The organism is Brevibacterium gallinarum, assembly GCF_014836885.1.
Classification (GTDB): domain Bacteria; phylum Actinomycetota; class Actinomycetes; order Actinomycetales; family Brevibacteriaceae; genus Brevibacterium; species Brevibacterium gallinarum.
In genome coordinates this window covers 35,998-49,863 of record NZ_JACSPY010000002.1, presented here as the reverse complement: position 1 = coordinate 49,863, position 13,866 = coordinate 35,998, and the positions used below count along the sequence as shown (strand labels likewise).

General features: G+C 66.0%; 15 protein-coding genes. 4 read left to right on the top strand and 11 right to left on the bottom strand.

Annotation, left to right across the window (positions count from 1 at the left end):
* Positions 1-47: 47 nt before the first annotated feature.
* The 3 genes from H9634_RS02455 to H9634_RS02445 form a co-directional block, all read right to left on the bottom strand.
* Entirely contained in the window at positions 48-1,391 is a 1,344-nt protein-coding gene (locus tag H9634_RS02455) for an FtsX-like permease family protein (RefSeq protein ID WP_191725230.1), read from the bottom strand.
* Between the two features lie 13 nt (positions 1,392-1,404).
* Complete coding sequence (locus H9634_RS02450) at positions 1,405-2,178, bottom strand: ABC transporter ATP-binding protein (protein ID WP_191725229.1); 774 nt, start codon at positions 2,176-2,178, stop codon at positions 1,405-1,407.
* Positions 2,179-2,597: 419 nt separating this feature from the next.
* Positions 2,598-3,395 carry a DUF5626 family protein gene (locus H9634_RS02445; protein WP_191725228.1) on the bottom strand — a complete coding sequence of 266 codons (798 nt, stop codon included), beginning with the start codon at positions 3,393-3,395 and terminating at the stop codon, positions 2,598-2,600.
* Positions 3,396-3,947: 552 nt separating this feature from the next.
* On the opposite strand from H9634_RS02445, the gene H9634_RS02440 reads away from it, so the two are divergent.
* The 3 genes from H9634_RS02440 to H9634_RS02430 are packed head-to-tail and all read left to right on the top strand — an operon-like array spanning position 3,948 to position 5,279.
* On the top strand, positions 3,948-4,544 hold the full coding sequence (locus tag H9634_RS02440; RefSeq protein WP_191725227.1) for a hypothetical protein: 597 nt from the start codon (positions 3,948-3,950) through the stop codon (positions 4,542-4,544).
* Entirely contained in the window at positions 4,477-4,827 is a 351-nt protein-coding gene (locus tag H9634_RS02435; RefSeq protein WP_191725226.1) for a phospholipase A2, read from the top strand. Before H9634_RS02440 ends, H9634_RS02435 begins: the two co-directional genes overlap by 68 nt.
* Positions 4,824-5,279: a hypothetical protein gene (locus H9634_RS02430; protein WP_191725225.1), complete on the top strand. Its 456-nt coding sequence runs from the start codon at positions 4,824-4,826 to the stop codon at positions 5,277-5,279. The genes H9634_RS02435 and H9634_RS02430 overlap by 4 nt, the downstream gene beginning before the upstream one ends.
* Here H9634_RS02430 and H9634_RS02425 read toward each other — a convergent pair.
* Positions 5,276-6,589, bottom strand: coding sequence for a DUF445 domain-containing protein (locus tag H9634_RS02425; protein WP_191725224.1), 1,314 nt, complete (start codon positions 6,587-6,589; stop codon positions 5,276-5,278). The two genes, H9634_RS02430 and H9634_RS02425, sit on opposite strands and share 4 nt — an antisense overlap.
* Here H9634_RS02425 and H9634_RS02420 point away from each other — a divergent pair.
* Positions 6,581-6,892 carry a hypothetical protein gene (locus H9634_RS02420; RefSeq protein ID WP_191725223.1) on the top strand — a complete coding sequence of 104 codons (312 nt, stop codon included), beginning with the start codon at positions 6,581-6,583 and terminating at the stop codon, positions 6,890-6,892. The two genes, H9634_RS02425 and H9634_RS02420, sit on opposite strands and share 9 nt — an antisense overlap.
* A 333-nt stretch (positions 6,893-7,225) precedes the next feature.
* Here the strand turns inward: H9634_RS02420 and H9634_RS02415 are convergent, their stop codons facing one another.
* From H9634_RS02415 to H9634_RS02385, 7 genes are all read right to left on the bottom strand, one after another.
* Positions 7,226-8,023, bottom strand: coding sequence for a MerR family transcriptional regulator (locus tag H9634_RS02415; RefSeq protein ID WP_191725222.1), 798 nt, complete (start codon positions 8,021-8,023; stop codon positions 7,226-7,228).
* Positions 8,024-8,204: 181 nt separating this feature from the next.
* Entirely contained in the window at positions 8,205-8,663 is a 459-nt protein-coding gene (gene rplI / locus H9634_RS02410) for a 50S ribosomal protein L9 (protein ID WP_191725221.1), read from the bottom strand.
* A gap of 18 nt (positions 8,664-8,681) precedes the next feature.
* Entirely contained in the window at positions 8,682-8,921 is a 240-nt protein-coding gene (gene rpsR / locus H9634_RS02405) for a 30S ribosomal protein S18 (RefSeq protein WP_102162491.1), read from the bottom strand.
* 60 nt (positions 8,922-8,981) lie between these two features.
* The gene (locus H9634_RS02400) at positions 8,982-9,554 is read right to left on the bottom strand and encodes a single-stranded DNA-binding protein (protein ID WP_191725220.1); all 573 of its coding nucleotides are present in this window, start codon (positions 9,552-9,554) and stop codon (positions 8,982-8,984) included.
* A 51-nt stretch (positions 9,555-9,605) separates the two neighbouring features.
* Positions 9,606-9,896 carry a 30S ribosomal protein S6 gene (gene rpsF / locus H9634_RS02395; RefSeq protein ID WP_191725219.1) on the bottom strand — a complete coding sequence of 97 codons (291 nt, stop codon included), beginning with the start codon at positions 9,894-9,896 and terminating at the stop codon, positions 9,606-9,608.
* Between the two features lie 110 nt (positions 9,897-10,006).
* Positions 10,007-11,347, bottom strand: coding sequence for a hypothetical protein (locus tag H9634_RS02390; RefSeq protein WP_191725218.1), 1,341 nt, complete (start codon positions 11,345-11,347; stop codon positions 10,007-10,009).
* A gap of 28 nt (positions 11,348-11,375) precedes the next feature.
* Positions 11,376-13,565 (bottom strand): transglycosylase domain-containing protein, encoded by a 2,190-nt coding sequence (locus H9634_RS02385; RefSeq protein ID WP_318244976.1) that lies wholly within the window; start codon positions 13,563-13,565, stop codon positions 11,376-11,378.
* Between the last annotated feature and the right edge of the window lie 301 nt (positions 13,566-13,866).

The following is a 13,866-nucleotide window of genomic DNA, read 5'->3' as shown; positions in this document are numbered from 1 at the left end:
CCTGTGATCCTCCGGCGGGGCATCGGGTCCCGTTCCCGAGGCGCAGATCAGGCTGCCAGCGCCATCCTCCCCGTCAGCGGCCGGGTAAGGGAGAGGCCCGCGCGCACGATGAGCGCACCGAGGACGATCGAGGCGAGCATGATCCCCATTGTGACCGGTGAGGTCACCATCGCGAATCCGGCAAGCGGGGCGACGAGCAGCAGTCCGATCGACGCCGCGATCGCTGAGACCCACACGATGGGGGTCATGACGGCGGCGACGTTGATGCGGTGCATCGTCGCCGGCTGCATGCCGGCAGCGCCGAGGGTCTCGTAGGTGTCGCGGCGGTCGTAGATGTCGACGGCCTGGTTGAGCACCGCGGAGACGGTGATGAGGACGAACGAGATGCCCAGGGTCAGCAGCACCCCGGTGAGCACATCCCCGCCGAGCAGGGCCTCCGACGGCGACATGTGTGAGGTGTCAGCGGTCTGCATGAGCGCGACACCGGTGCCGGCGAAGGTGGCGGTGAAGGCGGTCATCGCGATGCCGGCCGAGCGGCGCCAGTACTGCTTGGGCTCATCGGAGAGCATCCGGGCAGCGATGAGCTTCTCGGCCGTCCGTGCTCGCTTGGCCCGCAGGTGGGCGATGAGGCGGACGGTGAGGACGCCGAGGACGTTGATGATGACGAATCCGCCGGCGACAACGCTCAGCAGGATGATCATCACGACCCCCTGGCTCAGGCTCACCATTCGCACCACGGTCACGCCGGCGAAGAGCATCACGGCGATGACGACGGCGGCGATGATCCGCCCAACCGGGAACCGACGGTCGAGCGCCCGAGCGCGCACGCCGAGTGGGGAGATCGAGACCCGCCGCAGGCCGGTGAGCGTGGAGATGAGACAGATGAGCAGCAGCACGGCGAGCACGCAGGCGGTCAGCCACAGCGGCAGCATCATGTTCTCAAAGCCCAGGCCGGCGCCTTGGAACGGGATCTGGCTGACGGGCACGAGCAGCAGATAGTACCCGCCGATGCCGGCGATGAGCCCGACGGCAGCGAGGATGAGCGGTTCGGCGATCGCCAGAACCGTGATCGTCGCCGTGCCAGCGCCCATGAGCGAGAGCGTCGAGAGCCGTTCATCGTGCCGGCGAGCGGAGAGCTTCGCCGAGGCCATGCCGAGGGAGGCGGCCGGGATGATGAGCAAGACGGTCGCCATGCCGGCGAGGATCCGGTAGACCTCGGCGAGCTCACCGACCCCAGGCGGGTTCCAGTGCAGGAACGCCCACAGCCCGCCGGTGACGAGCAGGAACAGGCTGGCGCTGGCCATGAACGCCAGCATCGTCAGCATCGCCGGGACCCCGGCGAAGGTCTGGCGCGAGAGCAGCAGGGGCATGACAGTGAGTGCGGTGCGCATGTCGTCCTCCCGTTCAGTGCTGGATGTGTGCGAAGCCGGTGGACACCGCGCCCGAGGCGGTGGCTGGCTGGGCATGGTCCGGGTGGCCGTGTGCCGGGTGGGCGGTGTCGTGGGTGATCCGGCCGTCGGAGAGGGTGACGACCCGCGAGCAGGTCGCTGCGACCTGGGCATCGTGGGTGACCATGATGAGGGTGCGTCCGCGCTTGACGGTCGAGCGCAGGAGCACGTCGAGCACCTCGGCCGAGGTGGTGGAGTCCAGGGCGCCGGTCGGTTCATCGGCGAAGGTGACGAGCGGGTCGTTCATCTGGGAGCGGGCGATCGCCACGCGCTGCTGCTGGCCGCCGGAGAGCTGGCCGATGCGCTTGTCCAGGTGGCCTGCGAGTCCGAGGCTCTCCAGCCAGGCTGCCGCCGAGCGTTCGGCCTCGCGGCGCGGTGTCCCGTTGAGCATCGCGGCGATCGCGACGTTCTCCTTAGCAGTCAGCTCCGGCATGAGCAGGCCCTGCTGGAAGACGAACCCGAACGAGCCGCGGCGCAGGTCGGTGCGCTTGCCGGCACCGAGGCTGCTGATCTCCCGGGCCTGCCGGCCGCTGCCGGCCAAAGTCACAGCGCCGCTGGTGATGGGGATGATGCCGGCCAGGGCGTGCAGGAGTGTCGTCTTCCCCGAACCCGAGGCACCCATGACGGCCAGCGCCTCGCCCTCGGTGACATCGAGGTCGATGCCGGCCAGCGCCTGGGTCGATTGGTAGGTCTTGGTCAGTGCGTGTGCGGTGAGGATCGGAGTGTTCATGCTTCCATTTTTCGTCTCTCGACGGCTGGGAAGAATGCGGTTCTCCTGGCTTCGCGGTCAGGAAACCCCCACCATTTCTGCAACTGGCAACCCCCGCCTCGGCGGCGGTCAGCCGCGCACGTCGCTAGCTCCGACTCGGTGCGTGCCGGTCAGAGCCATCCGGGGAACGGCGTGAAAGGACGACTGTCACAGCAAGAGCGGTGACGGCTCCCACCAACGGAACGACAACCGAGACAGCTGCCAAGATGACCTTCTCCAGGTTCGTCAGTTTCGAGCGGAGGATGAATACAATTGCCGCAACCGTGATCACGGCAATGGCAATCGGAACGACGACAAAGGCAATGTCGTAGCCACGAGAGAATTCGGGATTCTCATTCAGGTGTCCAGTTTCAACCAGTTTTGATCCGAGCCACATAATCCTAGCCCCCGTTGACAACAGTCGCTTTGTTACCGCCAACTCGGAGCTCCACCCAATAGCTCTTGGAGGCCCAGCCACCTGGAGCAGTCACATTCATAGATCCTCTCGCCACGGCCTTGCCGGACCGCGACTCCTTCTTTCGAAGGATCTTGGTTTTAACATCGGTGCATGAAGCTACATAACACCTATGAATCGGCGTACTCACACCACTAATATAGTCATTTCCCTTTTGAACTAACGTGTAAGCTGCAGTGAAACTAATGTTAGCTGTTGCCGATTGTCGCAACACAGTGCATGCTCGATATGAGCGATACCCGCTTCCAGCCTTTACCTTGCACCCTTTGATGGAACCGTGAATTTCATTTCTTCCGCCAGGCACGGTAAGCCCGCCTCTTTCATTGTGCTGCGCAGCCGTTGTCTCTTTAGCAGTCTGTGCGGGACGTCCAGCTTCGAACTCTGCGTCAGTCAGTCCATCAGGAGCCGCAGGCTGCTCTAGGCTGGAAACTTCAATCGATCCATCAGCGTAGGTTTCCGTAGTTACCAAAAAGTCACCATCGCGCTGAGTCCACTTGGCGACTATCGGCAATCCGGCGGCACTTCCAATTGGCTCGTTGCGTTCAATCTTGTTGATCAGCTGGCGAGTGTCGTGCTTGCTCGCCCCCGCTTCTGCCAGAAACACCTCGGCAGCTTCTATATGGCTCTTCGTCGCATCATCAGGATTGAACGCCGACGCGGGTGCGGGGTGGGCAAGACTGAAAAGGGCAATAATAGCAGCACCGAGCACTGCGAACTTCTTCATGGGGATCCTTCGGCAGGAGGAGTAGAGGCGTTACATATTAATATCATTATATTCCGCCTATTGGAAAAGAGCAAGCTTCTTTTCCGCATGTTGAAATACAATATCAGGGCGCTTCCTGAATACGATTCAGCTTTCAGTCATAATACCATCATGCGCGCTCGCACCATGCTCGCATTGCTATAGTTACAAATTCGTTACCTTTTCACAATAACAGACAGCTATATATTGATATAGCTCACATTCGCCTTACCCGCACCTGCGTGCTCACTCATTCAACCCAACAATCTTTGAATACGTTTCCAAAGCTGTCTCTACCCCTAGCCCAATTCGACACGGTCCCACGCTCCCCAATCACGCTAGAAACGCGACAGCCGGCACGCCCTGAGAGGACGCGGCTGCAGTTATATGGTCGGGTGTGCAGCAGATCACTCCCATGCATCGGCCGCCCGTACGCCGCTGTCCGGCCGTCCAGATCCGCCAGGATCAGATCCCCACCCCGAAGGACTCGTGGCCGACATGCCGTCGACGCACCCGAATCCCCATCTCCGCTGCTTGCCCCGCGCGTTTCTCCAGCTGCTTGCCATTCTCGGTGCGCTGCTGCTGACCGGTTCGCTGTTCACCTCACCGGCCGCAGCCGCACCACCGCTGTCTGTCCCGGTCACCGCGATGTCCGCCCAGGACGATGCCGCCGGCATGCTCATCGCCGATCCGGTGACCCTGCCACCCGGCGCGACGAGCACTCGCCTGGACTTCGACCTGCCAGCTGAGTGCCGCCTCGGCGACGGTGGGCAGGTCACCTGCGATAACGGGCTGGGTGAGTTCGCGTTCACGGCGATGATCACCACCGATGCGGGGTTCACCGCACCCGAGGTAACCATCGCCGACGGCCAGGTCGAGATCATCACGACCGCAGCACCGGCCGGTGAGGGCGAGCTGCTCGTGCCGCTCTTCAGCCCCACCGGGCTCGATGTCGACGACACCGCCTCGAAGGAGATGCTGGCAGGCCTCGTGCTCGGCAACGGCACCGCCCCGGCACCGAACACGGCAGAGGCTGCCGGCAGCGCGCCGAGCCTGGCCCCGTATGCCGAGGCGATCGAGCGCCCGGAGCAGGTCACCGTTCCCAGCGACTACATACGACCCGGATCATGAGCAGAAGTCGCTGCACGACTACTGCACCTGGTCGCCCGATGAGTGGGGCAAGGCCGATTTCCGCGGACCGTGCGCCCGGCACGACATGTGCATCGAGGTCGACCTCGACCTGCCGCGCCCGGAGCGCAAGGAGCGCCGCAAGGTCTGCGACAGCACCTTCCTCGACCACCTCGTGCAGAACTGCGATTACGGCTACTACGATGCCGGCGTCAAGCGCCGCGGCTGCCGTGTGATCGCCGGACACTACTACGTCGCCGTGGCCGGAAAGACTGCGATCTCGTGACCGCACGCGAACCGGCATCCGCACCCCGGGCGGGCGCACCGCTCGGGGTGCGGATCCTGCCGCCGGTGCTCGTGGCCGCCTCGGTGGCGCTCATGTTCCTCGGCGGGACGCTGCCCAGCCGGGCCGGGCTCATCGCAGCCGACCTCGCTGCGATCGCAGCGGTGGCGGCAGCTGCGGGTCTCATCCTCATGCTGAGTCTGCGCGCCGCTCGCGAGGCGGTGGCCGGCGAGCGCTGGCTGCGGTTGGGAATCGCCGGGGTCGCGGTGGCCGCGGCGATCGCTGCAGTCGTGGCGATCGGGATGAACATCGCCGATCCGCTCGGCATCAGCTTCGCGGTGCCGATCATCTGGCTGCCCGCCTCACTCGTGCTGCTGACGACTGCCCTCATCGTCCTCGCGCTGCCGGGTGGGCCGGCGACCCATGAGCGACCCCGGCCGACGGCCGACGATTAGGGCAGCAGCAGGATGACCCCGTGCAGGAACAGTCCGACGAGCGCGCCGATGACGGTGCCGTTGATGCGGATGTACTGCAGGTCCTTGCCGACGTAGAGCTCGATGCGCTCGGAAGCCTCCTTGGCGTCCCAGCCGGCGATCGTATCGGAGATGACGCTGGCGATCTCCGGGCCGAAGGACTCAGCCAGGTCGCCGACGGTGATCGCCAGCCGATTGTCGATCGCGCGGGAGAACTCGGCGTCCTCGACCATCCGGGTCGCGGTCTGGTCGAGCAGCGCACGCAGCCGCTGGTGCACCTCACCGGAGGTGTCGAGCACCGCCCCGCGCAGCAGCCGCTTGAGTGAGGCCCACACATCGAGGACGGCTTGGACGACGCCCTCTTCGCGCAGCAGGTCGTCGATGACGTTCTCGGCACGCTCGGCGATCGAAGTGTCCTCACGCAGATTCGCGGCGAGTTCGAGCAGCCACCGGTCGAGGGCCTGCCGGGCCTTGTGGTAGCGGTTGTCGCGCACATCGGCGATCCACTCGAGCACCTCGCGGCGCAGCCGGCGCGCGACCCCTTCGTTGACGAAGGCCGGCACCCAGTCCGGAGCCTTCTGCGCGACCACGTCGTCGATGACCTGCGGATTGGCCGCCAGCCACGTGTACGCCTCCCCGACGACGAGGTCGACGAGCCGGTGGTGGGCCCCGTCCTGCACGATCTCCTGCACGAGCCGGCCGAGCACCGGGGACTTGTGCGTATCGACGAGCTTGGGCACCAGCACCTCGCGGGTCAGCGCCTCGATCGCATCATCATCGACGCGCCTGAGCACATACTCCAGGCCCTGCCCGGCACGGGTGACGACGATCTCCTGGTTGCCCGGCTCCTTCAGCCAGCCGCCGATGCGCGCGGTCACCTGGGCGTTGCGGATCTTCGCGGCGACGGTGACGGAGGTGAGGAAGTTCGCGGCGACGAAGTTCGACATGCTCTCGCCCAGCACGTCCTTCTTGCGCGGGATGATCGCCGTGTGCGGGATCGGCAGCCCGAGCGGGTGGCGGAAGAGCGCGGTGACCGCGAACCAGTCGGCGATCGCCCCGATCATCGCCGCCTCGGATCCGCGGGCGACGAACCCCCACACGCCGGTCAGGTCGGTGAAGACGTGGGTGAGAACGAAGATGCACGCCGCCAGCACGAGCAGCGCGGTCGCCAGCTGGCGCATCTTCCTCAGCGCACGCGCCCGCTCGAGGTCGCCGAAGGTGTCGTCGATGCGCGCCGGTGCGGTCGGTCCGGTGGATCCGGCCGCCGCCGAGGTGGTGGGCGAGTGAGTCATGTCCCTATTCTGACACCTCGGCCCGGACTCCCCACCCGAAAGACACGACTGCCCGCTCTCGCCCTTGCCGCCTCGATCGCGGTGCTCGGCACCGCCTGCTCAGCACCTTCGCACAGCGGCGGATCCTCAGCAGCTGCCGGTGCAGATCAGCAGGCGGCCTCGGAATCCGCCCGCGCGCTCAGTGAGAAGATCGCCGCGCACTGGCCGCTGGTGGTGAAGGCCCGGCCCGGGACGGACTGCTCCGGCCACGTCGCAGTCCTCTTCCACCGCGACGGCAAGGGCGAGATCGTCACAGGGGGCTGACACCTCGGGCACCCGGAAGCTCGCCGACTCCGAAGGCACCGGCCTCATCTCTCCCTCGCCGGGCGGGCGGGTGCAGCGCGGGTGAGTTCGGCGGCAAGCCGGCAGTTCTGCTGGCTTGCCGCCGATCAGCAGATGCAAGATGACCCTCGAGCTGAGGAGCTCTGGCTGCTCGCCACGCATGGGCTCGGGCGGTGCGCACTTCATCGTCGCCGACGGCAGGGAAGTCACCACCGGCTTCACCAACACCTATCCGATGGGGTATCGGCGGAGAGAACCACCGATGCCGATGGCCGGGCCGTCTATACGGTCACGTCCACCGGCTGAGGCCGGAATTCACTGCCATTCGGCAGTCTCCGGGTCCACACCTCGGGCGAGGGCGCCGGCAGCGATCACCTCGACGAGCCAGGCTGCTAAGCCGTCTGCGCGCTCATCGTAGTGCGCGGCGAAGCGCGGGTCGCTGAGGTAGAGGCGCGAGATGCACACCTGCTTCTCGATGGTCATGTCGAACCACTGGCCGATCGAGGCGCGGTGCCGCTCGGCCAGCATGTTCGCCTCCTGGCTGCCGGGCTCGACTCCGCGCGTGAACGCGGCGGCGAGTTCGGCCTCGAAGGCCTCAGTGTCGTCCTTGACCCGCTGCCAGTCGGCGGTGGTCATGGTCTGCTTGATCGCCTCGGACTGGGCCCATTCGTCGGTCTGGCCCCAGCGCTGCTGCGCTTCGGCCTCCCAGGCGGGGTTCCAGTTCGGGCCGAGGATCTCAGCCTGCTCGGCTGCTGTGAGCTTCTTTCCCATGGTGGTGGTCTCCATCATCCGTTCGACTGCAGAGACGACTCTCTGCAGCTGGTCGATACGTGTTCGGAGGGATGCGCGCTGCTCAGCCAGCTCGGTTGCCAGGTCGACGCCCGGATCGTCGAGGATCCGGCCGATCTCTGCCAGCGGCAGGCCGAGTTCGCGGAAGATGAGCACGCGGCGCAGCCGCTGCATATCGGCTGCCGTGTAGATGCGGTAGCCGGCCCATGTGCGTTCGCTCGGGCTGGCCAGCCCGATGGCGTCCCAGTGGTGCAGTGTGCGGATGCTGACGTCGAGCAGCTTTGCGGCCGCGCCGACTGTCAGCTCCGTGGTGTGCTCGTCCATTCCCTCAGTATCGTCCACAACCACCACGTTCGGCCCTGACGCTGCGTGAGGGTCAAGCCCGGGCCGGCTCCCAGCCGATCCGGTCCACCGCCAACCGGTCCCCAGATGCACGCAGGCCCCGGAACCGTGTAGGTTCCGGGGCCTGTGCGAGCTGCGTCAGCTCAGTGACAGTTCAGCGGGCTCAGCGCTTGCCGATGACGTCGAACTTCGCGTTGGCAGTGATCTCGTCGTGGACGCGCACGGTGGCGGTGTAGCTGCCGGGCTCCTTGACGTGGCCGGCCAAAGCGATCTGCCGGCGGTCGAAGGAGGTGCCGTGCGCCTCGGTCAGCGCGTCGGCGACCAGCGCAGCGGTGACAGCGCCGAACAGGCGGTTGTTCTGTCCGGCCTTCATCTCGATCTTCGCCGAGGAGCCTTCGAGCTTCTCCTTGAGTGCGAGTGCTTCGTCGCGGTCGGCCAGCTGGCGTGCCTGGCGAGACTTGCGCAGCGCCTCGATCTGCTTCTCGGCACCTGCAGACCAGGTGGTGGCCCAGCCGCGCGGGATCAGCAGGTTCCGGGCGTAACCGGCCTTGACCTCGACGACGTCGCCGGCGGCACCGAGGCCGTCGACTTCCTGGTTGAGGATGACCTTCTTGGTAGCCATTGTTCTACTCCCCTCGTCTTATCGGGTCGAGCCCGAGTAGGGCAGGAGCGCCATCTCGCGGGCGTTCTTGACGGCCTTGGCGATGATGCGCTGTTCCTGCACGTTGACACCAGTCACGCGACGAGCGCGGATCTTGCCGCGGTCGGAGATGAACTTGCGCAGGGTTGCGGTGTCCTTGTAGTCGATCTGGGCTGCCTCGCCGAACTTCAGCGGGTTCGCCTTCTTCTTGATGGGCTTCCGGGGATCCGGCTTTGCCATGATGTGCTCCTGTCAAAAAATCTGTTGATCAGCGGCAGGCACGCGCCTGCCGGTGTGCGATCAGAATGGTGGTTCGTCCGAGGTCGGGCTGCCCCAGCCTCCGCCGGGGTTGGCCTGCGGGTTCGAGCTGGCCCACGGGTCGTTCGACTGACCCTGGCCGCCCTGCTGCCCGCCGAAGCCGCCGCCGGGGTTCTGTCCCCAGCCGCCGCCCTGCTGTCCGCCACCGGAGAATCCTCCCTGGCCGCCTCCTGAGAAGCCGCCGCCGGAGAACTCCTTCTTCGTCACGTTGGCCGTGGCGTAGCGCAGGCTCGGGCCGATCTCGTCGACGTCGAGCTCGAAGACGGTCCGGCGTTCGCCTTCCTTCGTCTCGAAGCTGCGCGACTTCAGGCGGCCCTGCACGATCGTGCGGGTGCCGCGCTGCAGGGTCTCGGTGACGTTCTCAGCAAGATCCCGCCACGCGTTGCAGCGCAGGAACAGAGTCTCGCCGTCTTTCCATTCGTTGGTCTTGCGGTCGAACATGCGCGGGGTCGACGCCACTGTGAAGTTCGCGACCGCAGCCCCGTTGGGCGTGTAGCGCAGTTCGGGGTCGGCGGTGAGGTTTCCCACCACAGTGATGATCGTGTCGCCTGCCATGATGCTCCTTACAGCGTGGGGGTCAGCGGTTCCGAGCTCGGATCTGCTGGATTACTTCGCGTCGGGACGCAGGATCTTCGAGCGCAGAACGGTCTCGTTGAGGCCAAGCTGGCGGTCGAGCTCCTTGGTCGTGTCGGGCTTGGCGTGGAAATCCACGACGACGTAGGTGCCTTCGGCCTTCTTGTCGATCTCGTAGGCGAAGCGGCGACGGCCCCACACATCGACATTGTCGACGGTGCCGCCGTCAGCGGGAACCACCTTCAGCAGCTTTTCGACAGTGGTGTCAACGGAACGGTCTTCGAGTTCCGGATCCAGAATGAGCATCAGCTCGTAATGACGCACGTGTCACCCACCTCCTCTGGTCTCAGCGGCCATGGTCGGTCCATGGCAGGAGGGTATATGCGTTGCGTCTGGCCGGGTGCGGAATCGGTCCGCAGCGGACACAGACTGATTCATTCTAGTGTGTTCGCGCCCGCCTCGCCAGCTGAGGCGCCGGCTTCCGTGCCCGAGGCGGTGGCTTCCCTGCCCGAGGCGCCTGCCTCCGTGCCCGAGGCGGGGCTCGCCTCAGGTTCGGGGGCCGGCTGGGGGCTGCGGTCGAGTTCGAGGGCGGCGGCGGTGATGACGGCGACGACGGCTGCCAGCCTCAGGCAGGTGAAGATGAGCAGCCAGGCTGGGGAGAGTCCCGCGCTGGCGTCGAAGGCGGTGATGTCGGAGAGGTTGACGGCGATGACGAGGGCCGCCTCGGCCAGTGCCCAGGCGATGAAGATCCAGAGCCGGCGGATGGCGAGTGCGGCAGCCGGCAGCAGCCACAGCGCGTGGGTGATCGGCGCTGAGGGCAGTGTGACGACGGCGAGTCCGAGCACCATCGTGAGTGCGGCGTACAGGTTCGGCCGGGGCCGGCGGGTGATGAAGGCGAGTGCGGCGATGACGCCGACAGCGCAGGCGGCGAGGCTGACACCTGCCAGCAGCTGCGGATCAGCGCCTTCTCCGTAAGCGAGCAGAGAGACGAGTGAGCCGCGGTCGATCGGCTGCTGCCACCACACGGACAGGCGGTGGAAGATGAGCCCGTCGATGGCGAGCACGAGGCCTGCGGCGATGAGAGCCGCCCCGCCGATGGACAGCAGGTCGGAGCGCTGCCCGGCGCGCCACAGCAGCACCATGACGGTGAGCAGCGCGAGGATGCCGAGCGGGTTGATGAGTGCGGCGATGGCGAAGAGCACACCGGCCCCGGCGTTCGAGTGGGGGCCGGCCACGGTCGGGTTGAGCAGCACGAGTGCCCACACGAGGCAGGCGACGCCGACGGGGTCGAGCGACTGGCCCATCGAGAAGATGATCGCCGGGGAGATGCAGGCGACCGGCAGCCAGGCGAGTCGGCGCATGAGCACGGCGGCACCGAGTGCCATCGCGGCGACAGCGATGGTGTTGATGACGAGCAGGAAGGCCATCATGTCCCCCGCACCCAGGCCGGCACTGAGCACGAAGCCGAGTTCGACGAACCACCCGGTCACCGGGTCGAGCGCGGCAGGGGCGCCGGACGCCCGGCCGGGCCCGGCGGGGAATTCGGTGCCGGTCAGCGCATTGGCCACCGGTGAGGCGCACATCCGCGCCGAGGCGCCGGGCAGTTCGTAGCCGGGCATGCACGCCCCGTGCAGCAGGATGCCGATGCCGGCAGTGCCGAAGGCGGCCAGCATGCACATGAGTGCGGCCGCCGTCCGGAACGGCGAAGGGCCCGACGCCGCATGGGCGCCGGGCCTGCCGCCGAGCAGCGGCTCAGCAGCTCTGAGGGGACTCACACCTGGCATGCGCCTAGGCTATCGCGCCTCACAGGACGCTGACGGTTCCCTGGCGGATGAAGCCGGGCATCCCCAATCCCTGCAGAGACGTGTCGCCCTTCTTATCGCCGCCTCCGCCATTGCCCTTGTTCTCGTCCTTCGGCGGCTCTGGCTTCTTCGTCGGAGGCTTCGGCGGCTCGACCGTCGGAGGATCCTCCTTCGGCTTCTCCTCCTCCTTCGTCTCCTCGTCCTTCGGCTCCTCGTCCTTGGGCTTGTCGTCCTTCGGCTTCTCGTCCTGCGTGGTCTTCGGCTTCGGCGACGGCTTGGGCTTCGGGCGCTGATTCGGCACACCGGACTTCGGCTTCGGCTTCTCCACCTGCGGCAGCTTGCCTCGCTTGGGGAACTGCTTGACCGGTTCGTCCTTGAGCGCGTCCTTCATGTACTTCGTCCACGTCTGCGTCGGGAACGAGCCACCGGTGATCGAACCGCGGCCACCGTAGGGGCCGATCTCGACCGGGTTGCCCTCTCCGTCATCGCGGAAGATCGACACCGTGGTGGTGAGATTCGGGGTGTATCCGGCGAACCAGGCCGAGTAGTTGTCCTGGGACGTGCCGGTCTTGCCGGCTGCCGGGCGACCCAGCGTCGAGGCGTACGAGCCCGATCCGCCGGTCACCACGCGCGAGAGCGCATAGGTGGTCTCGGCCATGACGTTCTTGTCGAAGTTCCGCTTGCCCTCAGTGTCGGGTTCGTAGAGCGTCTCGCCTTCCGGCGTGACCGCGGTCTTGACGGTGTGCGGGGTGTGGGTGATGCCGTTGGAGGCGAACGTGTTGTAGGCCGTGGCCATGTCCTTGACCGTCGGGCTGGCGGTGCCGAGCACGTTCGCGGCGTTCTTCTCCAGGCCCTTGGTGTTCTTCGGCAGGCCTGCCCGCTCGGCGACATCGACCGTCTTCTCCGGGCCGACCTCGATGTTGAGCTGCGCATAGGCGGTGTTGACGGAGCTCTGGGTCGCCTTGAGCAGGCTGACCGGACCGTAGCTGGCGCCGCCGTAGTTCTTCGGGCTCCAGCGGGTGCCCTCATAGTTCATCGGGGTGCCCGAGGTGCCGGTCAGGTAGTCGGTCAGGCGGTAGCCGTTCTCCAGGCCGGCCACGAGCGTGAACGGCTTGAACGTCGAACCGGCCTGTGTGATGTCCTCGGTCGCTGCGCTGTGCTGCCGCTCGAGGAAGTCCTTGCCGCCGTACATCGCGACGATGCCGCCGGTCTCCGGGTCCATCGACACGAGTCCGACGTGCATGCCCTCCTTGAGCTTCGGCAGGTCCTCAACCGCCTTGATGGCAGCGTCCATCTTCTTCTTCGAGAAGGTGGTGGTGATCTCGAGTCCGCCGCGGTCGATGACCTCGTCCTCGATGCCGTTGCGCTTGAGCTCCTTGCGCACCTCATCGAGCAGATAGCCGTTGGGGCCGGCGAACTGGTTGTCGGTCTGCGCGGCCCGGACTTCGGGCATCTCGGTGCTGGCAGCTTCGTCCTCGGTGATGTAGCCGAGTTCGGCCATGTTGCCCAGCACGTACTTGAAGCGGTCCTCGTACTTGCCGGGGTCCTCAGCCGGATCCGCCAGGCCCGGACGCTGGATCATCGCCGCCAGCAGCGCGCTCTCGGCCACGTCGAGTTCGCTGGCCGGCTTGTCGAAGTACTTCTTCGAAGCGACCTCGATGCCATAGGACTGGCGGCCGAGGTAGATGGTGTTGAGGTAGTTGGCGAGGATCTCATCCTTCGACAGCTCCTGGTCGATCTTGAGCGCGATGAACATCTCCTTGACCTTGCGGTCGAGGGTGCGCTCATTGGTGAGGTAGAAGTTCTTGACGTACTGCTGGGTGATCGTCGAACCACCGCCGGCGTAGTTGTCGGTGGCCACACCGATGACCGCCCGCGACAGGCCCTTGATGGAGATGCCGCGGTTCTCGTAGAAGCTGTTGTCCTCAGCGGCGATGGCCGCCTGCTGCATGGGGGTTGAGATCCTGTCGATCGTGACGTTCTTGCGGTCCTCGGTCTTGAAGGAGCCGAGCACGGTCTCGCCGTCGTCGTAGTAGACCGTCGAGGTCTGCCCGGCGGCTTCCTTGTTCGGTTCGGGGACGTCGGTGACGGCGTAGCCGATGCTGAAGAGGCCGATGACGGCGACGCAGGCGGTGAGGATGCCGACGCCGATGAGCCGCAGCGAGGGCAGCCAGCGAGTCCAGCCGGTCACGCCCTGGCGCGGATAGTTCAGCAGGCCCTTGTTCACGTTCCGGCCCGCGCTTCGGCGTGCCTTCGGTGCGGATTTGGCCACAGATCCCCCAAGAGTGAGTGTGCGGTGTGTCGATTCAGCCAAACATTCAAAGATTGGAAGTCGATGAAGATCACCTGGCGCCGGTCACAGCGCAGGCAGGCTGCATGCACGTGCATGTCCGACTCGCACTGCATGTGACCTGCAATTTTAGCGCACAACCCGGCGCACCGGCCAGACCGTGGGTCGTCTGGTCGGTGCGCCGGGACGTGAGCAATCACAC

What these genes read in the sequence shown, in the direction of transcription:
- H9634_RS02455 (WP_191725230.1), bottom strand. Translation starts at nt 1,391, where the DNA reads ATGCGCACCGCACTCACTGTCATGCCCCTGCTGCTCTCGCGCCAGACC.
- H9634_RS02450 (WP_191725229.1), bottom strand. Translation starts at nt 2,178, where the DNA reads ATGAACACTCCGATCCTCACCGCACACGCACTGACCAAGACCTACCAA.
- H9634_RS02445 (WP_191725228.1), bottom strand. Translation starts at nt 3,395, where the DNA reads ATGAAGAAGTTCGCAGTGCTCGGTGCTGCTATTATTGCCCTTTTCAGT.
- H9634_RS02435 (WP_191725226.1), top strand. Translation starts at nt 4,477, where the DNA reads ATGCCGAGGCGATCGAGCGCCCGGAGCAGGTCACCGTTCCCAGCGACT.
- H9634_RS02425 (WP_191725224.1), bottom strand. Translation starts at nt 6,589, where the DNA reads ATGACTCACTCGCCCACCACCTCGGCGGCGGCCGGATCCACCGGACCG.
- H9634_RS02415 (WP_191725222.1), bottom strand. Translation starts at nt 8,023, where the DNA reads ATGGACGAGCACACCACGGAGCTGACAGTCGGCGCGGCCGCAAAGCTG.
- rplI (WP_191725221.1), bottom strand. Translation starts at nt 8,663, where the DNA reads ATGGCTACCAAGAAGGTCATCCTCAACCAGGAAGTCGACGGCCTCGGT.
- rpsR (WP_102162491.1), bottom strand. Translation starts at nt 8,921, where the DNA reads ATGGCAAAGCCGGATCCCCGGAAGCCCATCAAGAAGAAGGCGAACCCG.
- H9634_RS02400 (WP_191725220.1), bottom strand. Translation starts at nt 9,554, where the DNA reads ATGGCAGGCGACACGATCATCACTGTGGTGGGAAACCTCACCGCCGAC.